The sequence below is a fragment of the Hymenobacter jeongseonensis genome, assembly GCF_015694725.1.
In the GTDB taxonomy this organism is placed as follows: Bacteria; Bacteroidota; Bacteroidia; order Cytophagales; family Hymenobacteraceae; genus Hymenobacter; species Hymenobacter jeongseonensis.
Genome location: NZ_JADQDQ010000009.1, coordinates 97,468 through 123,189 on the forward strand (window position 1 = coordinate 97,468; position 25,722 = coordinate 123,189).

14 protein-coding genes are annotated in these 25,722 nt (G+C 61.0%); 10 read left to right on the top strand and 4 right to left on the bottom strand.

The features are described from left to right. The first annotated feature begins 33 nt into the window (after nt 1–33). From I2I05_RS16920 to I2I05_RS16965, 10 genes are all read left to right on the top strand, one after another. Entirely contained in the window at nt 34–1,974 is a 1,941-nt protein-coding gene (locus I2I05_RS16920) for a 7TM diverse intracellular signaling domain-containing protein (protein WP_196283441.1), read from the top strand. 574 nt (nt 1,975–2,548) lie between these two features. Continuing rightward, entirely contained in the window at nt 2,549–4,828 is a 2,280-nt protein-coding gene (locus I2I05_RS16925; protein ID WP_196283442.1) for a glycoside hydrolase family 3 N-terminal domain-containing protein, read from the top strand. Between the two features lie 66 nt (nt 4,829–4,894). After that, complete coding sequence (locus I2I05_RS16930; RefSeq protein WP_196283443.1) at nt 4,895–8,029, top strand: SusC/RagA family TonB-linked outer membrane protein; 3,135 nt, start codon at nt 4,895–4,897, stop codon at nt 8,027–8,029. A 20-nt stretch (nt 8,030–8,049) separates the two neighbouring features. Beyond that, nucleotides 8,050–9,528, top strand: coding sequence for a RagB/SusD family nutrient uptake outer membrane protein (locus tag I2I05_RS16935; protein WP_196283444.1), 1,479 nt, complete (start codon nt 8,050–8,052; stop codon nt 9,526–9,528). A 36-nt stretch (nt 9,529–9,564) separates the two neighbouring features. Further along, on the top strand, nt 9,565–10,824 hold the full coding sequence (locus tag I2I05_RS16940) for a PKD domain-containing protein (protein ID WP_196283445.1): 1,260 nt from the start codon (nt 9,565–9,567) through the stop codon (nt 10,822–10,824). Nucleotides 10,825–10,863: 39 nt separating this feature from the next. Then, complete coding sequence (locus tag I2I05_RS16945) at nt 10,864–11,748, top strand: glycoside hydrolase family 16 protein (RefSeq protein ID WP_196283446.1); 885 nt, start codon at nt 10,864–10,866, stop codon at nt 11,746–11,748. A 12-nt stretch (nt 11,749–11,760) separates the two neighbouring features. Then, nucleotides 11,761–12,669 carry a glycoside hydrolase family 16 protein gene (locus tag I2I05_RS16950; protein ID WP_196283447.1) on the top strand — a complete coding sequence of 303 codons (909 nt, stop codon included), beginning with the start codon at nt 11,761–11,763 and terminating at the stop codon, nt 12,667–12,669. 141 nt (nt 12,670–12,810) lie between these two features. Continuing rightward, nucleotides 12,811–14,235 carry a T9SS type A sorting domain-containing protein gene (locus tag I2I05_RS16955; protein WP_196283448.1) on the top strand — a complete coding sequence of 475 codons (1,425 nt, stop codon included), beginning with the start codon at nt 12,811–12,813 and terminating at the stop codon, nt 14,233–14,235. 285 nt (nt 14,236–14,520) lie between these two features. Beyond that, a complete protein-coding gene (locus I2I05_RS16960) occupies nt 14,521–16,977 on the top strand; it encodes a glycoside hydrolase family 3 C-terminal domain-containing protein (protein WP_196283449.1) in 2,457 nt (818 codons plus the stop codon). Between the two features lie 266 nt (nt 16,978–17,243). Next, the gene (locus I2I05_RS16965; RefSeq protein WP_196283450.1) at nt 17,244–20,546 is read left to right on the top strand and encodes a cyclic nucleotide-binding domain-containing protein; all 3,303 of its coding nucleotides are present in this window, start codon (nt 17,244–17,246) and stop codon (nt 20,544–20,546) included. Between the two features lie 10 nt (nt 20,547–20,556). Here I2I05_RS16965 and I2I05_RS16970 read toward each other — a convergent pair whose 3' ends face one another. The 4 genes from I2I05_RS16970 to I2I05_RS16985 all read right to left on the bottom strand — a co-directional run bounded on the left by I2I05_RS16970 (nt 20,557) and on the right by I2I05_RS16985 (nt 25,579). Then, complete coding sequence (locus tag I2I05_RS16970; protein ID WP_196283451.1) at nt 20,557–21,603, bottom strand: adenylate/guanylate cyclase domain-containing protein; 1,047 nt, start codon at nt 21,601–21,603, stop codon at nt 20,557–20,559. Nucleotides 21,604–21,708: 105 nt separating this feature from the next. Then, a complete protein-coding gene (locus I2I05_RS16975) occupies nt 21,709–22,086 on the bottom strand; it encodes a response regulator (protein ID WP_196283452.1) in 378 nt (125 codons plus the stop codon). Between the two features lie 51 nt (nt 22,087–22,137). Next, nucleotides 22,138–24,105: an ATP-binding protein gene (locus tag I2I05_RS21955; protein ID WP_230688385.1), complete on the bottom strand. Its 1,968-nt coding sequence runs from the start codon at nt 24,103–24,105 to the stop codon at nt 22,138–22,140. A gap of 82 nt (nt 24,106–24,187) precedes the next feature. Then, nucleotides 24,188–25,579 carry a sensor histidine kinase gene (locus I2I05_RS16985; RefSeq protein WP_196283453.1) on the bottom strand — a complete coding sequence of 464 codons (1,392 nt, stop codon included), beginning with the start codon at nt 25,577–25,579 and terminating at the stop codon, nt 24,188–24,190. Nucleotides 25,580–25,722: the final 143 nt, after the last annotated feature.

The window sequence follows — 25,722 nt, forward strand, 5'->3', positions numbered from 1 at the left end:
ACGCTTCGCACAGCGCTGGTCCTTTTCGTCTTTTTGAGTTCTAGCCTGCGCGCTGCCGCAGCTCCCGAAGATACCCTGGTGGTGAACCCGGCCCTGCCCTTTATCTACCTGCAGGACTACTATTATAGCGTGCTAGAGGACCCCACGGGCCGCCTCACCATTGCCGACGTGCAAAGCCCGGCCTGGGCCCAGCGCTTCCACATACTGCGGGGTTCGGGGCAGCCGCCCAATATTCAGCACCCCGGCAGCAATTACTGGCTGCGCATCACCGTGCGGCACCCCGCCACCCAAACCGCGACTTGGTACCTCGAACTATACGATTCGCACATTGGCCGGGCGGTTTTCTTCCGGCCTGCCCTCAGTCCCGGACCACCTGGCGCCCCGCTGGCTTACGACAGCGTGGCTACGGGCGCCAGTCTGCCGTTCGCCACCCGCCCCCACCCCTACAAAAACTTCCTCTTCGACCTGCCGCCCCGCCTGGGCCAAACGGCCACCTACTACCTGCGGCTGCGCTCCGAAACGCGCACCAGCTTCCGGGCCATGCTGCACAGCGGCGACGGGCTTATTCCCGAACTATCGCTGCAGTACTGGTTGCTAGGCGGCTTCTACGGCATTTTGTGCATCATGCTGATGTACAATCTCATCCTCTTTTTCTTCCTGAAAGAGCGCACCTACCTCTACTACGTATTTTACGTGCTGAGCGGCACATTGCTTTTCCTTAGCGAAGACGGGCTCGGATTCCAGTACCTCTGGTCCGATTGGCCCAGGTTTAACAACTTTATCGGGGCGGTGGCGCCGGTGTTGCTCCTGCTCACCTTTGCCACCTACGCCAGCGGCTTTCTGGACATGGCCTCCCGGCTGCCGGCCCTGCACCGCCTGGGCCGCTGGGTAGTGGGCGTGAGTATGGCCCTGCTCGTACTCGATGCTGCCGTTATTCATTCCGGGTTTAGCTTCTGGTTGTATCTATTGCCCTATGGCTTGCTTTACTACGCTGGCTTTCAAGCATATCGCCGCGGTTTAAAACCAGCGCGCTACCTGCTACTGGGCCAAGGGCTGGTAGCCAGCAGCCTTTTGTTCCTCATCATGCGCAAGCTGGGCATCGATTTTTATAACAACGCTTACACCGTCTACAGCCTGTATGTGGCCTTTGTGGCCGAAGTGGTGGTCCTGAGTTACGCCCTGGGCGAGAAAATCAAAGGCATCATGGATACCACGCTGCTCACCCAGCACCGCCTGCTCAAACAGCTGCGCAAAAAGCACCAGGCCCAAGACCGCCTAGTAGAGCAAATGCGGGAAAACCAGGAGCTCAAAGACCAACTTAACACGGAACTGGAAGCCCTTGTAAACCAGAGAACCATAGAACTACGCCGCCAAAACGATACCGTGGAGGCCCAAAATCGGGAGTTGCTCGAAGCCAACGGGCTGCTGGCGCTGCAATCCGCCGCCATCGAAAAGCTCAACGGTGACCTTAGCCGCGACTTGCACGCCGAGAAAGCTGCACGCATTGAAGCCCGGGAAGTGGACTTTGGCGAATTCAGTCAGATTTACCCCGATAAGGACGCGTGCCTGCGCTACCTCGCCGACCTGAAGTGGACCCAAACCGGCTACCGCTGCCGCAAGTGCGGACACGAAAAAAGCTGTGAAGCCCGCGAACCACACGCGCGGCGCTGCACCCGCTGCCGGTACGTGGAGTCGGCAACCGCAGGCACTTTGTTGCAAAAGTGCAAATTCTCAATCGTGAAAGCACTCTACGCGGTGTTCCTCCTGCACGCGCACAAAGGCAACTATTCACCGGCTGAATTGGCGCGGGTGCTGGAGTTGCGCCAGGCCACCAGCTGGGCATTTGCGCAGAAAGTGCTGGCGGCCCTACAGCGCCGCCGATTAGCCGCCGAATTCGAAGAAGGAGAAGCCTGGACTTATGTGCTTCTGGACGGGGCTGCGGAAGTAGAGTTAGCAGAGATTGAAGAGGAATAAATTAAGTTATTTCGAACGGCATTCTCCGGCAACGATTGTGATAGAGCGGCACCAATGGATTAGGCCTTAGCGGGCATTCCAGCGGATAATTGCGAAGCCAAACTCTACTTTGACTATTGCAATCATTTTTTTTTGGTCAGGGGACATTTTTTTTCATTGTTTTTTAGCTTTCACGCTGAATCGATTAAAATGTGATGTTGCCCTGATTAAGCCAGAATCAAGATTTTTTACGTGTGTAGCAAGCGTATAGCACGATAGTGGCCATTATTCAAAAATGGCCAAAACGGCTGATTAAGGGCATTTTGGGGTTGCGTTTGCCAAACACCTTATTCTACATTTGGGTAACACTTCCCGCCCAATGCCTGTGTTTCGCACTGTACTCGCCCTCTTTTCTGCAACTTGTTTCCGCACGTCGAAGCATGGCGTTGCAAGCCCCTCGAGGTGGCGCAACGCCATGCTCGCCCTGCCGCTGTTGGTATCTTGTCAGCGGGGCGCTGTTCCTACTACCGCAGCAAACACTACCCCCGTAACGGTAGCACCTGCCAAAACACCCTCCTCTCCTTTTAGCCCGCGCGTGCAGCAGCTCCTGGCGCAGATGACGCTGGAGGAGAAAATCGGGCAGATGACTCAGCTGAATATTTCGGTTATCAATACGACTGGAGTGCAAAAAGATGTCGTCCTGGATTCAGCGAAGGCGGCCGCGTTGGTACGGGAATTTCATATTGGCTCTTTCCTAAATGGGGAAGCCGTGCCCGCGGCCCAGTGGGTGCGCTATTCAGCGGCACTGCAGCGCATTGCCCTGCGAGAATCGCGGCTGCGCGTCCCCATCATTTACGGCATCGACCACATGCACGGGGCCAGCTACGTGGCGGGCACGGCCATTTTCCCGCACAACATCAACCTCGGTGCCAGCTTCAACCCCGAACTTGCTCGCCAAACGGCCCGCGCTACGGTGCTTGAGTCGGCCGACCTGGGCCACCACTGGGTATTTGCACCGGTGCTGGACTTAGGCGTAAACGCCTACTGGCCGCGGTTTTATGAAACGTACGGCGAGGACCCGCTGGTAGCGTCCCGGATGGGAGCCGCCTTTGTAAAAGAACTGCAGAACAACACGGAGATTGCCCCTTATAAGGTAGCCGGTTCCGGCAAGCACTTTATCGGGTACTCCGACCCGCGCAACGGCTGGGACCGCACCAACGCCCTTATTCCAGACCAGCGGCTGCAAGAGTTATTTCGTCCTCCGTTTCAGGCCGCAATCGATGCCGGACTGAAATCCATCATGATTAACTCGGGCGAAATCAACGGCGAGCCGGTGCACGCGTCCAAAGCGGTTCTGACGGATTTGCTGCGCGGCCAAATGGGATTCAAAGGCGTGGCCGTGACCGATTGGGAAGATATTATTCGCCTCGTGCGCATCCAGAAAGTAGCGGCCAACGAGAAGGAAGCCACCTGGATGGCCATTGACGCCGGCGTGGACATGGCCATGACGCCTTACACCACCACGTTCTGCCGCCTTGTGAAAGAGTTGGTGCAGGAAGGCCGCCTCACGCAGGCCCGCATCGACCTCTCGGCCGGCCGCGTGCTGCAGATGAAGGACGAAATCGGATTATTTGAAAACCCCATGCCCCGCGCCGACCGGCTATCCCGCGTGGGCGACCCGGCCTTGCGCGCCCAGGCCGTAGCCGCCGCTCGCGAGTCGGTGGTGCTACTCAAAAACGACAACAATACCTTGCCCCTGGCACCCACTCGGGTGAAACGGCTGCTGGTGGTGGGCCCCTCAGCTGACTCCCGGGCCAACCTCTCCGGCGGCTGGACCCTGGCCTGGCAGGGCCGCCCGGAAGAGGCTTACCCCAAGGATGTGCCCACGCTGGTAGAAGCGCTGCGCCAAGAATATCCCAATGCCCGGGTCGAAACCATGCCCTACCGCAATGCAGCGGGCAAACTGACGCTGGCCAGCATCTCAGCCGCCGCCAAACAGGCCGATGCCATCGTGCTGGCCCTTGGCGAACGGCCCTACACCGAAGGCCTGGGCAACACCTCCGACCTGACCTTGCCCGACGACCAGCAGCAACTCACCTTAGCGGCGCAGGCCAGCGGCAAGCCCACTATCCTGCTCATGATTGGTGGCCGGCCGGGGATAATCCGCAACGTGACGGCGGGGACGAAGACCATTATCTGGGCGGGGCTGCCGGGCTACGGCGGCGGCACGGCGCTGGCCGAAATCATTAGCGGCAAAACCAACCCGAGCGGCAAGCTGCCTTTTACCTATCCGCAGTTTGCTGGCCACATTTCCAACTACCACCACGACAACAACGAGAACAGTCTCGATTTGAGTGATTTTGGTGCTGGCTTTGAGCAGCGCGGCGCTAAGTACAAAAGTTCCATGCTTACGGAGTTTGGCGAGGGCCTGAGCTACACGACCTACTCCTATGCAAGCCTGACGCTGAGCGACTCCCTGCTGCGGAGCAAAAGTGCCAAGCTGCGCGCCACGGTGCGCGTGACTAATACGGGCGCCCGGGCTGGCCAAGAAGCCGTGCTGTGGTTCCTGACCGACGAGGTTGGGCGCATTACCCGGCCCGTGCGGATGCTCAAGCATTTTGAAAAACAAGCGTTTGCCGCAGGGCAAAGCCGTGACATGTCGTTCGAAATCGACCCGCTGCGCGACCTGAGCTACCCCGACGGCCAGGGCCGCCCCCAGCTGGAAGACGGCTGGTACACCCTCCGGGTGGGGTCGCAAACGGCGCGCTTCCGCTACACGGCTGGCCCCGTAGCCAGCACCACGCCGGCGCCGACGGGCGCTACCGGGGCGGTACGGCCCGCCAGCCGCCCTGCGGAAGCCGTCGCCCCCCACTAGCATCAGCATCCCCTCGCTCAACTCAACCTTTTTTCACCGTTCGCTTACCCTTTCACAACTCCCACCATGAAGCGAAATTTTTACATGATTGCGCTGGTACGCCGCACCGCGGTGCTGCTGGCTTGCGGGCTTCCCGCCCTGGCGGCAGCCGCCCCACCGGCTCCGAACCTGCTGTATGCCAGCCTCACGGCCGATGTGCCCGTTTCGGGCCGCGTAGTGGGGCCGGATGGTGTGGGCTTGCCCGGTGTGACCGTGCTGGTGCGCGGCACCACGGTTGGCACCAGCACCGATGCCAACGGCGCGTTCAGCCTGAATGCGCCTGAAGGCAGCACCCTGGTATTCAGCTTTGTGGGCTTCACCACCCAAACGCTGGCCGTATCAAGCGCAAGCGCGGGCGCTGTCACCATCAGCTTGGTTGAAGACACGCAGAAGCTGACGGAAGTGGTGGTGGTGGGCTACGGCACCCAGCAGCGCGGCAGCGTAACGGGGGCGGTATCGTCGGTGTCGGCGCGGGAAATTGCTTCCCAGCCCGTGGCCGACGCCACCCAGGCCCTGCAAGGCCGGGCAGCGGGCGTCACGGTCACCTCAAACGGCGGCGCGCCGGGCGGAGCAGCCGGCACCTCTATCCGGGTGCGGGGCATTACCTCGGCGGGCAATAATAACCCGCTGTACGTAGTGGACGGATTTCCATTGCCCGAGGGCGGGGAAAACCAACTAAACGCCATCAGCCCCAACGACATTGAAAGCATTGACATTCTGAAGGATGCTTCGGCTACGGCCATCTACGGCGTGCGTGCGGCCAACGGCGTGGTGCTCATCACCACCAAGCGCGGCAAAGCGGGCGTTTCCACTGTAAACTTGGATGCCTACCGCGGCGTGCAGCAGGTGTGGCGCAAGCTCGACTTGCTCACGGCCGAGGAATACGCGGTTATCAACAACGAGAACCGCATTGCGGCAGGGCAACCCATTGTAGTGCCCCGCCTGCGCAACCCTCAAGCACTGGGCGAAGGCACCAACTGGCAGGACGAAGTATTCCGTCAGGCGGCCATTCAGAACTACTCGCTTTCGGCCACTGGAGGCAGCGACAAGGCCCGTTTTGCGGTGTCGGGCAGCTATTTCCAGCAGGACGGCACCATCATCGGGTCGCAGTTTGAGCGGTTTACGCTCCGGGCCAACGGCGACGTGCAGGTAAACAAGTACCTGAAGTTCGGCAACAGCATCTCGCTTACCCACCTCGAAGACCGCCAGATTACGACCAACAACGGCGAATACGGCACGGTGCAGCAGGCCATTCGCATTCCGTCCATCATTCCCCTGTTCCGGCCCGATGGCTACTACTACGAGCCGCGCGGCCAGCAGGACAACTTCATTGAGGAGAACCCGCTGGCATCGGCCACCATTGCCAACCAGAAGTTCACCCGCAACCGGGCGCTGTCTACCTTCTTTGCCGAAGTAGAGCCGCTGAAAGGCCTGCGCTTCCGCACCAACGTGGGCTTTGACTTCATTTTCGACAACTTCAACGCGTTCCGCCCCGGGGTGCCGGAGCTGAAAATCGGCACTGATACTTACAACACACGCTACACCCAGGCCACGGCCGGGGCCACGGCGACGTCGTCGTACGCGCCGAGCTACCTGATTGAAAACACCCTCAACTACGACCACCTGTTTGGCGAAAAGCATCAGGTAACCGCGCTGCTGGGCCAATCGGCGCAGGAGTTTAATTTCAGCAACGTGGAGGCCTACCGCACCGGTTACCTGCGCAACGACTTGCAGGTTATCAATTCGGGGCCCATCAATACCCAGCTGGCCAACGCCAGCACCATCAACCCGCGTTCGCGCATCGCCAGCTACTTCGCGCGCTTCAACTACGAGTTTGCGGGCAAGTACCTCTTCTCGGCCATTGCGCGCTACGACGGTGTGAGCAACTTCCAGCCCGGCAAGAAGTTTGGCTTCTTCCCCGGCGTTTCAGCTGGCTGGCGCGTTTCCGAAGAAGCGTTTTTGAAGGATAACAGCGTGTTGAGCAACCTGAAAGTGCGGGTGGGCTACGGCCGCGTGGGCAACCCCAACAACGCCGGCCGCTTTGCTTATCTGTTTGCCGTGAACTCGGGTATTCAGTATCCGTTCGGTCCCGCGGGCACCATCGTGACGGGCGCGGCGCCCACGCGCCTGCCCAACCCCGAGCTGCGGTGGGAAAACAACAACCAAGCGAACATCGGCATTGATTTCGGCTTCCTTGACAACCGTTTCGAAGGCAGCATCGACCTCTACGACCGCACGTCGCCAAACCTGATTGCGCCGGTGCCGGTGTCGCTGGTATCGGGCACGTTCGAAAGCGTGAACCGCAACGCCGCCTCGGCCTACAACCGCGGCGTGGACTTCTCGCTGACCTCGCGCAACATCCAGGGCAGCGGCACGGGCCTGACCTGGAGCACCACCTTGAACTTGTCGGCCTACAAAACCCGCCTCGAGAAGCTGGGCGTGGGTGACCCCTACAACGGCCTGGGTGGCTTGAGCGGCACGATTGTTCGCTACGACGAAGGCTACGCCTTTGGTTCGTTCTACGGCTTCGTGGCCGACGGCCTGTTCCAGACGCCGGAAGACGTGAAAAACCACGCCGTGCAGCAGTCGGGCACCGCGCCCGGCGACATCCGCTTCAAGGATTTGAACGGCGACAAGGTTATCAACGCCGCCGACCGCACGTTTATCGGCAACCCCAACCCCGACTTTACCTACGGCATGAACAACACGCTGAGTTGGGCGGGCTTCGACCTGAACGTGTTCGTGCAGGGCTCGCAGGGCAACGACATCTACCACCAGAACCGCTACATCCTGGAAAGCGCCCTGTATGGCAACAGCAACGGCAGCAGCCGCGTGCTGGGCCGCTGGACCGGTCCCGGCACTAGTAACGACGTGCCCCGCGCCATTGCCGGCGACCCGAACGGCAACTTGCAGGTGAGCAGCTATTATCTCGAAGACGGTTCGTACCTGCGTCTCAAAACCCTCACCCTGGGCTATTCCTTGCCCAAGGGCCTCACCGACCGGGTGGGCGGCAAGCAACTGCGCCTGTACGTGAGCGGCCAAAACCTGGTCACCCTCACCAAATACACCGGTTTTGACCCTGAGGTGGGCTCGCGCGGCGTGGACCTGGGCGTGTACCCCCAGCCCCGCGTGTTCCTGGCCGGCCTGAACCTTGGTTTTTAATCTTTAAAGAACTCATTGAGATGTCAATCCTCACGAAATACGCTGGCGGCACCTTGCTGCTCACGCTGGGCTTGCTCACGAGCTGCGGCGAGAAATTCCTGGCAGAAGCGCCCACCGACCAGGTAACCGACGCCAACTTCTACAAAACCACCAACGACGCCATTCAGGCCACCAATGCCGTCTACAGCGAGCTGGGCAAGGGCGGGCAGTATAACTACGCCCTGTGGGGTATCGGCGACATCGGCTCCGACCTGTCCAACACGGGCGGCGGTGGCGGCGGCGACGGCATTGAGCAGCAGCAGCTGGACCGCTACGGCAGCATTCCGGCCACCAACCCGCTCACCACCCGCCTCTGGGGCGGCTGCTACGTAGGCATTGGCCGGGCCAACATCGTGCTGCAAAAGGTGCCCACCATGCAGATTGACCCTGCCATTCAGCAGCGCAGCATCGGCGAGGCTTCGTTTCTGCGGGCCAAATACTACTTCGACCTGGTGCGCGCCTACGGCGATGTCCCTTTGCTGACCGTGCCCCCTACCACGCTGGCAGAAGTGAACGTGCCGCGCACGCCGGCCGCGCAGGTGTACGCTCAGATTGAGAAGGATTTGCTCGATGCTGTTTCCAAGCTTCCGGCTTCATACAGCGGCGACGATTTGGGCCGGGCCACCAAGTGGGCCGCCGCCGCGCTGCTAGCCAAGGTGTACCTCACCGAAGGCAAAATGGGCGACGCCGCCACGCAGGCCCGCTCGGTCATCACGTCCAGCGGCAAGTCCATGTGGGACAACTACGCCGATAACTTCAAAGTGGCCAACGAGTACGGCAAAGAGGCGCTGTTTGAAGTGGGGTACATTTCGGGCCGCAACCAGTACATTTTCGACGGGCTGGGCTTTGTGGGCAACGAATTCTTCGGCCCCCGCGGCCAGGGCATTGTGCCCCAGGGCGGCTACGGCTTCAACATTCCCGAGCCCGAGTTTGTGGCCGGCTACGAAGCCGGCGACTTGCGCCGCGACGTGACCATCTGGAAGCCCGGCGATGTGTATCCCGACGGCCGCGTGCAGCCCGCTACCCTGCCCGGCTCGCCCAACGGCTACGGCGTGAAGAAGTGGTTTGTGGGCAAAGTGAACACCAACGTCTGGGATTCGGAGCTCAACATTCCGGTGATTCGCATGGCCGAGGTGCACCTGATTTTGGCCGAGGCTGTGGGCAACACGGCCGAAGGCTTCGAAAACATCAACAAAGTGCGGCGGCGCGCTTTTGGCTTGCCCATCAACGCTACCAGCACCCGCGATTTGTCGGCCAGCCTCAGCGCCCAGGCCTTCAAAGAAGCCGTATGGCGCGAGCGCAAGTACGAGCTGGCGTTCGAAAACGACCGGTGGTTTGATATGAAGCGCACCGGCGAATTGCTGAAGTACCGCGGCGTGCAGGCCTTCAACATCGTGTTGCCCATTCCGCAGAACGAGCTCGACGTGAACACCGGCCTCACGCAAAACCCGGGCTACTAAGTTCCGTCTTCCTTCAATTCCTCTCCGATTATTCTCATGAAAAATATAGTTCGTATAGCCGCGCTGGCCCTTTTATCGGTCCCGCTGCTGCTGGGTTCCTGTTCCAAAGACGACGACGACAACCAGCTGGAAGGGGCCGTGCCGCAGTCCAGCTTCACGTTCCAGGTCAACACCACCGAGTTTCCGACGGTGGTTACCTTCACCAGCACCAGCCAGGACGGCTTTTTGTACCAGTGGAATTTCCTGGGCGATAACGCGGTGGCATCCGGCCCCACGGTGAAGCGCACCTACACCCGCCCCGGCACCTACGAAGTGGAGCTAATCACGGCGGGCAAAGGCGGCACAAGCATTTCGAGCAAGCAAACCATCACCATCCCCGACGCCTGCACCAACGCTTCGTTCAACAAGCTGGTGGGCTGCGCCAGCTCGGGCACCCGGGTGTGGTCTTTCATCAATACACCCGGCGCCATTGTGAAAGAAACGGCGGCCGGCGTGCAGCTCTCGTCCTCGGGGGCGCTGCTGGCGTGCCAGCTCGATGACCAGTTTGCCTTCAGCAACAACTTCACGGTGAACTACGAAAGCGGCGGCGAAACCGTCCAAAACGGCACCTGCGGCACCTCGCTCAGCCGGGGCGGCAGCTTCGTATTCCGGCCCAGCAGCACTGGCAACCCCCAAATTGTGCTGCAAGGCAAAGGCGGGTTCATCGGCGCGCCCGACTCGGTGGCGAACAAAACCTACGACATTCTGGACGTGAGCGACACCCGCCTGCGCCTGCGCGGCACCAACCCCGACGGCACCCGCACCATTATCACGCTGGCGCCTTACGACGCCACGGCCCCCATCCGGCTGCTGCTCACCGGCGGCTCGTCGAAAACCTGGATGCTCGACAACGCGGCCGATGCCCCGATTGTGGTGGGCACGGAAGCCGCTCCCACGTCCTATTTCGCCGGAGTGAAGCCAGGCGAGCTGCCCGGTTGCCAATCCGACGACGAATACACTTTCTCCGACGCCAACTTGTTCAGTTATGACGCCAAAGCCGAAACCTTCTCGGCCAACGGCTACAGCTGCCAAGCGGCGCAAACGGGCACTTCGCCGTTCGTACTGGGTCCCGCATCGGGGGCCGGCCTGGCGCAGTTCACGCTCACGCGGTCCGGCGCCTTCATCGCCGCCACCGACGCTTCGCCCACGGAGCGCGTGTACCGCATCCTGAGCATCGACGACAAGAAGATGACCCTGCGGGCCGGCAGCGGCCAGAACAACGGAACGGTATTCACAATAAAGCTTGTTGCTAAATAACTCTAAATCTCATTCTTACTTACCAAAATTGCTTAGTTTATGAGGAATCAATCAATTAGTGTGTTGCGCAATTATCGGCTCGGAGCTGGCTTGCTGCTTGGGTTGGGCCTCGTGGCCTGCACCGACAAGGCGAGCACGCCCCCGGTCACGCCCCCGCCCGTGGTACCGGTAGTGCCGGTGACCAACGAGGAAGCCCGCAACTACGCCGAGTACAGCGACTTGGTGTGGAGCGACGAATTCGACGGCAGCTCCCTCGACCAAACCAAGTGGGGCTACGACCTGGGCGGCGGCGGCTGGGGCAACAACGAGCTACAGAGCTACACCAATTCGAGCGATAATTCCTTCGTAAACGGCGGCAACCTAACCATTCAGGCCCGCCGCCAGCAGGCGGGCAGCAATGCCTACACCTCGGCCCGCCTGCTCACCAAAAACAAGAAGACCTTCGTGTACGGCCGCATCGACACCCGGGCCAAGATTCCGAAAGGCAAGGGCGTGTGGCCCGCCATCTGGATGCTGGGCGCCGACATTGACCAGAACAACTGGCCGAAGTGCGGCGAAATCGACATCATGGAGCTGCGCGGCAGCCGGCCCAAGGAGCTGCTGGCCACCATGCACTTTCCGGATGCGCAGGGCGCCCGCCGCCTGAAGGGCACCACCAACAATGTAGCGGTGGACTTGTCCGAAGATTTCCACATCTACTCGGTGGTGCGCAGCAAGGACCAAATCCGGATGTACCTCGACGGTGAGCTGTATTTCACCTTCGGCACCGCCGATACCGTGGGTGGCGGCTACCCGTTCAACAACCCGTTCTTCATGATTTTGAACGTGGCCGTGGGAGGCGATTTCGATGGCAACCCCGACGCCTCCACCGTATTCCCCCAGCAGATGCAGGTGGATTACGTGCGGTACTACCAGTACAAGTAACAACCAGTGCGCATGACGGCCAGAATAGGTGGGAAAGTCAATTCGGCCGAAGGGCGCAATCGTGGCACTGCCACGCTGGCCCGGGTGGCGGTCGTAGTTAGCAGCTTGCTGCTGACTGCGGCTGCGCCCGTTGGCCCGGCGGGCAGCGGCACCACCGCGCCCCCCAAGCCGCGCTACACCTTCACCAAGCTGGTGTGGAGCGACGAGTTCAACTACACCGGCCTGCCCGATTCGACCAAGTGGGGCTACGACGTGGGCGGCGGCGGCTGGGGCAACCAGGAGCTGCAGTACTACACCAAAGCCCGCCGCGAAAACGCCCGCGTAGAGGGCGGCAACCTGGTGGTGGAAGCCCGCAAGGAAGCGTTGGTGCCCGAAAATGCCTACACCTCGGCCCGGCTGCTGTCGCGGGGCAAAGGCGGCAGCCAAACCTACGGCCGCTTCGAGGTGCGGGCCCGCATTCCCGCCGGCCGCGGCACTTGGCCGGCCATCTGGATGCTGCCCGACCAAAACCTGTACGGCAACAAAAGCTGGCCCGACAACGGCGAAATCGACATCATGGAACACGTGGGCTACGACCCCAACGTGATTCACGCTTCGACCCACTGCAAGAGCTATTACTTCCGCACCAATAACCAGAAAACCGGCGTCACCATCGTCGCGGATGCCACCACGGCCTTTCACGTCTATGCCATTGAGTGGACGCCCGAAACCATCACCGCCGAAGTGGATGGGCAGCTGTATTTCGCGGCCCGCAACGAGGGCACCGGCTGGCAGGCATGGCCCTGGGACAAGCCCTTTCACGTGCTCTTAAATGTGGCCGTGGGCGGCGAGTGGGGCGGCCAGAAGGGCATTGATGAAGCCGCTTTTCCCCAGCAAATGCTGGTGGACTTCGTGCGCATCTACCAGATGAAAAAGAACTAGAAACCGCTGTCCAATAAATCAGCCCGTCATGCTTCGACAATCTCAGCATGACGGAGTGTATCTAATTCGTTTTCAACATAGCACCTCTGATACCGATGAAGTGCTTCCAAGTTCACATCCTCACCTTTAATCCGTTCCCGCATGAAAATTTTTACTCCGATTTTGTGCTTGGCTGCTTTAGTAGCGACTGGCACTCAGGCTGCGGCCCAAACGCTGTACGACAATTTTGAGAATACCCGGCTGGTTTCCTACCCCATAGCCTTGGGTGTGTTCACCCATCCCACGGCCAACCCCGCTTCCAGCACCGTGAACAGCAGCCCCTCCTGCGCGCTGTACACCCGCGACGCTGGTCAGCAATATGCCGTCATTGTGGTAAAACCCAATAACACGGCCATGGCCGACGTATCGGCTTATGTTGCGGGCACCAAGCGCATCAGCATGAAGTTCCGGAGCCCCGCCGTAGGCACCGTGGTAGAAGCCGTGCTCCAAAACAGCCGCCTGAACACCGCCAACTACCCGACCGGCAAATTTGGCGGCGACTTCCGGGCCACCACCACCGTGGCTAACGCTTGGGAAACCCTGACCTTCACCTACATTCCGGGTGCGTCGGGCGGCTTCGACCCCGCCGTGCTGCCCACCGATGTGGACCAGATGGTGCTGCTGGTAGCGCCCAACACCAAAACCGGCGAAACCTACTATATCGATGACCTCATGGGGCCGGAATTGCTTGCCCCTGTAATTACCGCGGGTGCCGTTAGCCAGCTCTACGACAACTACGAAGGCACCCGAGTCATTAAATACATTGCCTACAAATCGTCGGGTGGGCTGAATGCCGACACGCTGAACCCCGCCCCCACCAGCACCGCCAACCCCAGCACCAAGGTGGCCCGCTACACCCGCTCCGCCAACCAGTACGACGTCTTGGTGGTGCACCCCCAGGGCGCGGCCCTGGCCGATGTAACCCCCTTCAAAAACAACACAGTGCGCATGACCCTGAAGGTCTACAGCACGGCCCCCGGCATTCCGTTCCAGATAACGCTGCAGGACTCTACCGTCGCGGCCGCCAACAACTACCCAGCTGGTCGCAACTCTGAGTACACGGCCACCACCACGGCCACCAATGCCTGGGAAACGCTGACTTTCAATTACGTAAACACCCCCAGCGCCACGTCCAATACTTCCGTCAACGAAATTGTGCTGCTGATTGCCCCCAATACGTTCGCACGCCGCCGCCTGTACCTCGACGACTGGACGGGTCCGAGCCTAGTGGGCTTCGTAACGGCTGCCCGCACCGTAAAAACGGCAACGGCCGCTTTTGCGCCCGCTTACCCCAACCCCACCTCCGGCCTCACGAATCTGCCGTTCAGCCTGCAAAAGCCCGCCGTGGTGAGCCTGGCCGTGTACGACAACCTCGGCCGCCGCGTGGCTACAGTAGTGGAACGCCAAACCCGGCCCGCCGGCCAGTTCACGGCCGAGCTTAATGCCGCCCAGCTGGCGCCCGGCCTCTACACCTGCCGCCTCACGGTGGACGGAGTGGCCCTGACCCGGCCGCTGAGCGTGGAATAAGTTGTTTTGGATGACCTGAAAATCAGTAAAGCCCCGGGCGCAGTCCTGCTGTCGTCCGGGGTTTTGTCTTTCTGACGGGTCATTGTTTTCGTGCCGAAGGAATGGTGAGACTCCATTCGGCACTGCCGACGCCGGTGCCTACCCGCTACGAGCGCCATGCGGAAGGAACGGGCCACCTGGGGCCATACGCGGTGGGATGCGTGGCCAGTACCCAACCAAGTGCGCCCCGTTCCTTCTCTGGCATTGTTCGTCTCCGTCTTTTCTCGTTTGCCCTCCGTCTCTTTCATGAAAAAACACCTTTGCCTTCATTTATTCCTCGGCTTGGGAGCCTTGCTGGCCTCCACCGGTTGCAACACGCAGGCGCAGAAACAGTCAGCTCAGGCGTCGCAGCTGGGCCTAGAACCCCGCATCGATTCGCTGCTGGCGGCGATGAGTACCGAAGAAAAGCTGGCCCAGCTCACCAACAACAGCTTCATGACCACGCCCGACAACGCGCGGCTCCGCATTCCCGGCTTTGTGATGGACGACGGCCCGCACGGCGTGCGCTTCCAAAAAGCCATAGCCTGGCCCACCGGCATGGGCATGGTCGCTACTTGGAACCGCAGCCTCGCCCAGCAAGTGGGCCAGGCCATGGGCGAGGAATTCTGGGCGTTTGGCAAGCACCAGCAACTGGGGCCGTGCATCGATTTGGCCCAGGACCCGCGCGGCGGCCGCAGCGCCGAAAGCGGCGGCGAAGACCCATTTCTGATTGGCCAGGTACAGTCGCACATGGCCAAAGGCATTCAAACCACGCCGGTGATGGCCACCGTGAAGCACTTCATGATTGAAGGCAAGCAGGCCACGCGCCACACCCGAAACGAGCTGTTTACGGACCGCGGCGTGATGGAGCACTACGGCTACCACTTCCGCACCGTGGTGCAGGAAGGCGCCGTGCTCAGCGTGATGTCGGCCTACAACCTGCTCAACGGCGAACACGCGGCCGAAAGCCCGTACTTGCTCAACACCGTACTGCGCGAGCGCTGGGGCTTCCCGTTCTATGTGGTGTCGGATTGGGACGCGGTGCACGACACCAAAAAGGCCATCATGGCCGGCAACGACGTGTGCATGGGCAGCGACGACTACACCAAAGACCTGCCCGGACTGGTAAAAAGCGGCGCCGTGCCCATGTCGGCCATCGACGAAGCGGTGCGCAACGTGTTGCGCACGAAAATCATGGCCGGCCTGCTGGACTTTTACCCCAAGGGCAGCAAGGCCGATGCCAACACGCCGGCCCACACCAAGCTCAACCAGCAGGCCGCCCGCGAATCCATCATCCTGCTCAAAAACACGGATAACCTGCTCCCGCTGAACAAGGCCACCGTGAAGCGCATCGCCCTCATCGGCCCCAATGCTGATAAGGGCAACCTGAACTGCTACGGCAGCAGCGAAACCAGCCCGCCCTACTCCGTCAGCCTGAAACAGGGCCTGGAAACGAAGCTGGGCCTCAACAAAATCTCGTTTGCCAAGGGCTGCGACATGAACAGCGCCGACACTTCCGGTTTCAAGCTGGCCCGGGAGCTGGCCCGCGGAGCCGATGTGGTCATCTTTGCTGCCGGCCTCGACAGCACGCAGGAAGGCGAAGAATACAACTCGGGCCACGACCGCGCCAACAGGTCGGCCACGCTACCCGGCCAGCAGCAGGCCCTCATCAACGCCCTCGCCAAAGCCAACCCCAAGATGATTGTAGTGGTGCAGAGCGGCGGCGTGTGCGCCCTGCACGAAAGCCTGCCGCGCACCAAGGCGCTGCTCTATTCCTTCTACGCGGGCCAGGAGGCCGGCACTGCCCTGGCCGACGTGCTGGTAGGCGACTACAACCCCGCCGGCCGCCTGCCCGTGACCATGCCCACCGGCGATGCCCAACTGCCCGCCTGGGGCGACGACTTGCGCGATGCCAACGGCGTGGGTTACCGCCTCTACGACAAGAAAGGCATGAAGCCCGAGTTTGCCTTCGGGGCGGGCCTGAGCTACACCACGTTCCAGTACACCAACCTGAAGCTGCCGGCCGCTACGGCCGCCGCTGGGGCGCCCGTCACCATTAGCGTGGACGTGACGAACACCGGGGCCGTGGCCGGCGATGAAGTCGTCCAGCTATACGTGCTGGATAAGTCGTCGAAGCTGCCTATGCCTGAGAAACAGCTCAAGGGTTTCGAGCGCATCGGGCTGGCACCGAAGCAGAAGAAAACCGTGACCTTTACGCTTTCGGCCGAGGATTTCTACCAGTGGAACGAGCAGACCAAAGCCTACGAAGTACACCCGGGAGCCTACGCCTTCAAAGTTGGCAGCGCCTCTGATAACCTGCCTTTGGGTGGCGCCTTCACCCTGCAAGCGGCCCCGGCCAAGCCCGATTTGAAGATAACGCAGGTGTTCACGGTGCCGCGTTTCCCCTTGCCTGGTCAGGCGGTTACTTTTTATGCCATGGTGAAAAACATGGGCACCGCACCGGTCAGCGGGGCCAGCAAGCTCGACATTGCCTTCAGCGTAGGCAATGCGCCGGTGGCCAGCCTCGCCGGCATTGGCCAGCCGCTGTTGCCGGGCCAGGCGCGCCTGCTACCCGCAACGGCCAACAACTGGAAGCCCACTGCAGCGGGCACGTTCTCGCTCGGCGCAGTCATTGACAAAAGCAACCTCATCAGCGAATGGCTGGAAGGCAACAACAGTTTCACGCGGCCCATCAAAGTGTATTCCAACCCGCCCGCCCAATAAGAAACCAGTTACCCGCCCCGTAACACTTTTTCCTCGAACAGGCCCTTGGCACATTGTCAAGGGCCTGTTTTGTTGAGAAGGCTTTGCTGTTGAAAACGGTGTGTTGACCCGGGTTGGTTGCTGTTCTGGTTAGCAAACAAGCGCCCTGCGCCATTGCGGGAAGGCATTTGGGGCAAATGCCCAAGGAATCAATTATTCCGAAATAGGGACCCGGCGCCCGTATCTTTGGCTACGACCGTGCCCGGTGGTGCCGGCGTCCTTCCCGCATGATTTCTGCCACCTATCTGCAACGCCTGTTTGGCATCAAAACCAGCGAAGCCCGCACCGTGGGGCTGTTTTTGCTGCACAATTTCCTGCTGGGCATCGGCTCGGTGCTGGTGTACGTCGCGGCCAACGTGCTGCTGCTTGAGCACGACCCCGCGCACAGCCTGCCCCTCGGCTACATTGCCGGCGCCTTGGCCATGATGGCCGTGAGCAAGGTTTACACCTACTTCGAGCACCACTACCTGCTGAAAAAACTCGCCGTGCGGGTGTTGCTGGCCGTGGTGGCCCTTACCGGCGTCATGGGCGTGCTGGTGGCGGTGGGCCATTCCGTGGCGGCGGCGGCGGCCATTATGGTGGGGTATCGCGTCATCTACCTGCTCACCAACCTGGAGTTCTGGGGCGTTTCGGCGGTTGTGTTCGATGTGCGGCAGAGCAAGCGCCTGTTTAGCGTCATCAGTTCGGGCGACATGCCGGCCAAAGCGCTGGGCGCCCTGCTGGCGGCCCTCATCCACGGCGATGCGCAGCTGCCGGTGCTGCTGGGCGTATCGTTTGCGGCCTACCTGGGGGCGTTGTTTGCACTGCGTTCCACCCTCAGCTCGCACGTGGTGGAAGCCGCTGCCCGGCCCGTGCGGCAGTCCCAGCACAATTCGGCGCCCCTGGTGAAGCGCTTGTTTGGCGGCAGCGAATTGGTACTGGCCATGTGCCTGAGTCTGGTGGCCATCGCCGCCGTGATTTCGGGGGTAGAGTACATGTTTTTCATCAACGTGAAGCATCGGTTTCATGCGTCGGAAGACATCACCCGCTCCGTGGGCTGGGTCTTGGGTCTGACTTACTTGGCGGCCATGTTTTTTAAGCTCTTGGTAAGCCGGCAGGCGCTGGACCGGTACGGGGTGCAATGGTCGCTGCAACTACTGCCGGCCGTAGCGCTGGTGTGTTTGGTGGTATTTGGCGGCGTGCAAGTCATGGGTGCTTCCAGCCAAACCACTTTGTTAGCCTATTTCTGCGGTCTCTACCTGCTGCTGGAAGTGTTGCGCCGCACCGTGTTTGACCCCGTGTTTCTGGTGCTCTTTCAACCCCTGGCCCCGCAGCAGCGCCTGGCGGCTCACACCCTGGCCAAAGGCTTTTACGAGCCGCTGGGCATGGGCCTAACTGGCCTGCTCTTCTTGGCATTGGGCGCGGGTGATATGCTGGGTGGCTGGATTCCTTTTGCCTGGATGGGCGGGCTGCTGGTGCTGGCGCTGTGGTTTTTGCGGCGCACCTACCGCGGCTATCTAGCAGAGTTGAAGGACGGGCTGGGCCGCCGCTTTGCTGACACTGCCGAGCTAGCCCTGCCCGAGGCCGCCCGCCAGGTTGTGCTGGCTCACTTGCGCAGCCCCCGCCCCACCGAAGTCCTGAACGCCGTGGCGTGGCTTCGCCAACACGAGCCAACGGCCCTGCCCAGCCACGCGCCCACGCTGCTCCAACACCCCGACGAACGGGTGCGCCTGGCTTTGCTGGCTACTCCCGAAGTACGGCCCCTGCCCCCCGAATCCTTGCACGCCCTGGCCTTGCACGACCCCACCCCGGCCGTGCGCGAAGCCGCCGCCCAGCAGTTTGCGAGTGCCCCCCCCGATTCTCCCGGGCTAGCGAACTTGCTGGCCGGCCCGGACTTGGCCGCCCGCCAAGGTGCCATCCGAGGCAGCCTTGAAGCGCTGCCCGACCATGAGTTGGCCCGCCACAGCCTCCAGCAGCTTCTGCAGGAGGCTTCGCCGGAAGCCAGCTGTGCCGCGTTGGGGCTGTTGATATTTTTTCCCGCTGATACGCAAACCCAACTCCTGGACCGGAGCTTAGCCAATGCGGATGCAACGGTAGCCCATGCCGCCTTGAGCGCCATTGGCACCTTGGGCCACGTCGAGCTTGCGCCTTACTTGGTGCGGGCACTGGGCGACAAAAAGCGGTGGCAGCCCGCCGCCGATAGCCTCGTGGCGCTGGGCCCGCCAGTAGTGGCCTCGCTGCGCGAAGCGCTTCAGCAGTCAACCAGCAACGTGTTGACGCATCGGCTGGCCGCCGTGCTCGAACGCCTCGATGCCCCGGCCAGCCGGACGGCGCTGGTGGAGCTGGCCCAGTCTTCCAATTTGTTTTTCCGGCTGGTGGCGCTGCGCGCCTTGCGCCACTTTTCCCCGACGTCCGCTGAACAGTCCGTTTTTGAGCGGTTGCTGCGCGAGGAATTCCGCTTGGCTTCCCAACTGCTGCATGGCTTGGTGCCGACCCAACCGCTCGCCTTGCAAGCCACCGTCCATTACGAGCTGGGTTTGCTGCACCAACGCGTATTTGGCATTCTGGCCCAGCTTTACGATGCCGACCTGGTGGCCACGGCGCAGCGCAACGTGGCCCACGCCGCCCGCGAGCGCCAGGCCAATGCCCTGGAAATACTAGACAACCTCATTCCCCGGCCCATTTACCAAGGCCTGCAGGCCCTGCTCGACGACACGCCCGTGGCGGAAAAAGCCCGGCTATTCGCCACCCTCACCACTCCGTCCCGTCCGCCGCGGTCCGTTGCCGCTAAAAAGGCAGCCGGAGCCCGCGGGACAGCAGTGGCACTGCCCCAAGCCCCAGCGGCTGCCCTTCCGGAAGCGTTGCCGGTGTTCCTGCTCCGCCGCGGCCACAGCGCCTTCACCGCCTGGACGCTAAGCGTGGCCCTGCGCCACTGGCAACCCACCGAAACCGATGCCGCCGCGCTGCTATTGCCTTACTTGCAAGCCACCATTCCGCTGTTGCGCGAAAGTGCAGCAGTAGCGGCCGCCGCGCTGGTCACGCATACGGGCCAGCCTTTATCCGATTTGCCTTCTCCACTTTCAGCCATGAGCCACGCCCCCACTACCGCCGACGCCCGCATCTCTGCCCTGGAGCGCGTGGTGGTACTCAAAAGCACCGCCTTGTTTGCCCAAACGCCCGAAAACGTACTGAGCAGCATCGTGCCCATTATGCGGGAAGTGACGTTTCAGGAAGGCGAGGAAATCTTTGCCAAAGGCGACATTGGCACTTCGCTTTTCATTGTGCACGACGGGCAGGTGGGAATTTTCAACGGCAGCCAGCAGCTGGCGACGTTCGGGCCCGGCGATTTTTTTGGCGAGTTGGCCTTGCTCGACACCGAGCCGCGCTCGGCCTCGGCGGCGGCGCTGAGCCAGGTGCTGGCGTTCCGCCTCGACCAGGAAGATTTTTACGACGTGATGGAAGAGCGCGGCGAAGTGCTGCGCAACATCATGCGCATGCTGTGCCAGCGCATTCGACAGCAAAACGAGAAGATGCGCGAGCTAGCCGGCTAGGATTGCGCGGCTACTCTACCACTTCGTAAATTTTCACGGGCAAGGACTTGTTCTTCAGCTTCACTTCGCTCACGAACTGGCACTGAAACGATTCCTTTACTTTAAGGTACACGGCCTCGCTGATGATAATCTGGCCGGGCTTGCCCGCCGCCTGCAGCCGCTGCGACACGTTCACCACGTCTCCAATCACGGTGTAATCCAAGCGCTTGAGCGAAGCTGAGCCAATGTTGCCGGACACCACCTCGCCGGTGTTCAAGCCGATGCTGACCTGGGGGCGATACTCGAAGCCGGGCGGTAGCGGGGCGTCGCTTTTCTGCAGCGCCGAGCGGGCCGAGAGCGCCGCGTCGATGGCCCGGTCGAGGTGGTGTTCGCCGCGGAAAACGGCCATCACGGCGTCGCCCATGAACTTATCGACGTAGCCGCCCTGCGCGATGATTTCCTTCACCATCACGTCGAAGTAGGTATTGAGCAGGCTCACCACGTCGGTGGGCGCCAGCTTTTCGGCCAAGGAAGTGAAGCCGCAGATGTCGAGGAAAACGACGGTGGCTTCCACAGTTTCGCTGGCCAGCAGCCGGTTTTCGAAGTCGGGCCGGGTCATGAAATTGAGCACCGTCTCGTCGACGTACATCTTCAGGATGTTGTTCTCCTGAATGGCGCGCAGGGTGTCGCGCAGTTGGCGCACCTGCTCGGCGGTTTTCTCGATGGTAAGCTCCAGGTCCTGAAAATCCACGGGCTTCACCACAAAGTCAAACGCGCCCCGGTTCATGGCGGTGCGCAGGTTGCCCAGGTCGCCGTAGGCCGATACGATGACCGTTTTCATGGCCGGGTGCTCGGCGTGGGTGTGCGTGAGCAGGGTTAGCCCGTCCATCACCGGCATGTTGATGTCGCTGAGAATAACGTCGGTATCGGGGTTTTCGTCAATGCGAGCCAAGGCTTCCTGCCCGTTGTTGGCGAAGACAAACTCGTAGACGCTTTCGCGGATTTTGCGCCGAAACTTCTGCTTGATGAGTAATTCGAGGTCGGCTTCGTCGTCGACCACCAGTATTTTGGTCTTCATAGCAATAGCGGAGTTAAGAGCTTGGCCGGGCGTGGTATCGAACGGTTCGTGGTGGGCACTGCCGCAGCAGAACCGTTCTACTTGTCGTTATTTCAAACAGCAGCTCTAGGGAATCAACTGTAGCAATTTATCCTTCAGCACCGCAAAATCCACGGGTTTGGTCAGAAAATCGTTCGCTCCCAGTTCCATGGCTTTGCTGTAGCTTTCGTCGTCGCCGTAGGCCGTAATCATCATCATGGTGGTGGGCGGCATCTCAAACTCCTCCTTCACGTGGCTGAGCAACTCCAGCCCGCTCATGCCGGGCATGTTGATGTCAGAGAGGATAATCAGGACCTCCGAGTGGTGGGCCCGCAGGTAGGTCATGGCTTCTTCGCCCGAAAAAGCGAAGCTGAAACTCATTTCTCCGCTGCGGATTTCACGCCGAAAACGCTGCTGAAACAAGTCGCGGACATCGGTTTCGTCATCAACAACCAGGATTTTCATAACTAGATTTTTCAGGGATGAACTGGCACCAAAGTTAGGGCTTGCCGCCGGTTAGGCCGGCAACGCCACGATAAATTCGGTGCCGGCATTTACCTCGCTTTCCACCAGCAAGCTCCCGCCGTGGCCGGTGGTCACTATGTCGTGGCTGAGCGACAGGCCCAAACCCGTGCCCTCGCCCACGGCTTTGGTGGTGAAAAAAGGCTGAAAAATCTTGGCCTTCACCTTCTCCGACATGCCCGTGCCGTTGTCGCGAATGTGAATTTCGACGCCGCCTGCTACGGCCCGCGTGGACACCGTCACTTCGGGTTGGTAGGCCGGTTGGCCGTCTTGGCGCTGGCGCTGCTGCACGGCATGAAACGCGTTGGTAAACAAGTTAATCAGCACACGCCCCAAGTCCTGCGGTGCCACCGAAACCAGGGGCAGGTCGGGGGCAAACGCGGTGGTGAGTTGTGCATTAAACTCTTTTTCCTTGGTGCGCACCCCCTGGTAGGCCAGGCGCAGGCTTTCCTCCACCAGCGCGTTCAGATTGGTGGCCTCGCGGTGGCTGGTGCCCGTGCGCGAATGCTCCAGCATGCCCTTGATAATGGACGTGGCGCGCTGGCCGTGCTGGCTGATTTTCTGCAGGTTCTGCTTTAGGCCAGCCAAGATTTCCTGTTCCAAGCCCGAGTTGCGGGTAGGGTCGCGGTGTTCGCCGGTAATCTCATCCACGAGGTCGGTGCTGACTTCGGCGAAGTTCTTCACGAAGTTGAGCGGGTTTTGCAGCTCGTGGGCAATGCCGGCCGTGAGCTCGCCCAGAAAGGCCATTTTCTCGCGCTGCACCAGCTGCTCCTGCGCCGTTTTAAGCTCGCCCAGGGATTCTTCCAGGGCTTCCCGGGCGCGCTGCTGCTGGCGGGCGTGCCGGCCCAGCAGCAAGGCCAGCGTGAGCAGGCCAACCAAGCCCGCCACAAAGGCATAGGTCCGGTAGCGGGTTTTGAGCGCGGCCTGGCTGGCGGCGGCCTCCTGCGCGCGCTGCTGCTCGCGGTAGTTCAGGCTTTGCAGGCGCATCACCTTTTCTTGGCCAAAGAGCGTGTCCTTCATCACCAGCATCATGCTTTGGTATTTGAGGGCACTATCGGGCCAGCCGCGCACTTTAAAGTCCTTGGTGAGCAAGGTGCTGGCATTGAGCACGCCCCGCAGAAAGCCGTTGGTTTGGCCAGCTTGGCAGCCCAGGCGGGCGTAGTAAATGCTGGAATCAAGCCGGCCCATTTGCTGGTAGAGCGTAGCCATTCCCACGTAGGCGAAATTGAGGCTGCGCAAATGGCGCACTTTCTTCGATTCGGCAATGCTTTCGCGGTAAAAGGCGGCCGCTTGGTCTAGCTTGCCTTCCTTGCGGGCCACGTTGCCCAGCCCATACAAAATGTAGTTGGTGGGCGTGCGCAGCCGGCGCGCCAGCGCGAAGGCGCGCTCCTGGAAAAGCTTGGCCGAATCAAGCTGGTCGAACAAGTCGTAGGCCAAGCCAATGTTGCTCAACTCCAAAACAATCCGGCGTTCGGCCCGCAGCTCTTCGGCAATTTTCAGGGCCCGGAAGTAGTATGACAAGCCCTGGCGCTTGTCGCGCAAATACACGTAAATAATGCCGATGCTGCGCAGGTTCTGGGCTTCCAGAGCCCGGTCGCGGGTGGCTTTGGCAATGCGTAGCGACTGCTGAAATAGCTCCAGCGAGCGAGCGAGGTTGCTTTCGCGCAGGGCGGCGCCGAGGCGGTTCAGGGCTTCGCCTTCGCCCTGGCGGTAGCCGATGCTGCGGGCCAGGGCCAGGGCTTTGCGGGCGTACACGGCGGCCGAATCGGTGCGCTGCGTCCACAGCTGGTCGCTGAGCTGGCACAGCACAGTCACCCGCAGGGTGTCGGGCTGCGGCTGGGCTAGTAGCTGGCGCAGGCTGTCCACGGTTCGGCTTTGGGCAGGCACCGGCAACGGCGCCGCGCCCGCTGAGTTTAGTCCACTCAGCAGCAACAGCACCAAGAGGCTCAGCCGAAAACACATGAAGAAAAAGGGATTTTATTATAGTAAACTTAAAATACTGCGAGCCCGAAGAAAGCAACCCCTCTGCAAGGCAAATCAGGCACTAGTCGGCCTGATTAATAGGCAAGCTAATCAGAAATTCGGTGTATTTTCCTTCCTCCGAAATTACCGTGAGCGTCCCGCTGTGGCCTTGGGTTACAATGTCGTAGCTCAGCGAAAGGCCGAGGCCAGTGCCTTCGCCGCTGGGCTTGGTGGTAAAAAACGGCTGGAAGATTTTCTGGCGCACAGTTTCGGGAATACCCGGTCCGTTATCGCGCACTTTAATTTCAATCTGGTCGCCGCGCTGGTGCGTGCACACCGTGACGGTGGGCGCGTAACCGGCCTCGCCCCGCAGCTGGCGCTGGCGCACGGCATAAAAGGCGTTGCTGAACAGGTTGAGCAGCACCCGGCCCAGGTCGGGGCCGATGGCCTGCACCAGCGGCAGGTCGGGCGCAAATTCGGTGTTGAGGGTGGCGTTGAAGGTTTTGTCTTTGGCGCGCAGGCCCTGGTAAGCCAGGCGCAGGTACTCGTCGGCCAAGTGGTTGATGTTGGTGGGCTGGCGCTCGCCGCTGCTGGCGCGGCTGTGCTCCAGCATGCCCTTCACGATGCTGGCCGCCCGCTGCCCGTGGTGGTGAATCTTTTGGAGGTTCTGGGCAATGTCTGCCAGCAGGTCGGCCTCCAGCTCGGGGTCGCGGATGGGGCGGGCCTGCTCCTCGCGCAGCTCGGCCAGCATTTCCACGCTCACATCGGCAAAGTTGTTGACGAAGTTGAGCGGGTTCTGGATTTCGTGGGCGATGCCGGCCGTGAGTTCGCCCAGGCTGGCCATTTTTTCGGACTGCACCAGTTGGGCCTGGGTCGTGCGCAGCTCGGTGAGGGCCGAGCGCAGCTCCTCGGCCTGAAAGGTGAGGGCCGCGGTGCGCTCCACCACCAGCCGCTCCAGCTCCACATTTTGCGCTTCGATAAGGCGTTTGGCTTTTTCCTCCTCCTCACGCTGCAAACGCTCCTGTTCCAGGGTCTTTTTCTGGTTGCGGGCGATGATAATGAAGGTAATCAGCCAAACAATGGCGAATCCCTGCGTGGTATCCAGCACTTGGTCGAAGCGCTTGGGCAGGCGCCCATCGGCTCCGGTCAGCACAAATTCGAGGAGCTTGTTGATGAGAAAAGGCGCCAGGGCCAGCAGCAGCGTGCGGGCCGGGCGGTAGTCGCGCAAGGCCACCAGCACGGTCGCCACCACAAGCAGCACAAACAGCCAGTACCCATCCACCAGCAACGGGCTATGGAGATTGAACACCCACCCCATTAAGAACAGGACGACGCCGGGCACCCAGATGTATCTCAGCAGGTTGTTCCAGGACAACCGGGCCGGCAAGTCCAAAAAGCGGCGCAAGCCCCTAATAATCAGCAGGGCGAGCGGGGCCAAAAACAGGAGTTGACCGTTACTAGGGGTGGCTTCCATTGCAGCAAAAACGCGGTAGCAGGGTAGTAGAGAAGAAAAATATTAGCTCAAACCCTAATTTTCAGCACCGCCAAGATACACTTGGCAATAGCAATAAAGCTGCCGGTATGCGCTGCCGCCTCCCGCGCTTTTAGCCAAGCGCC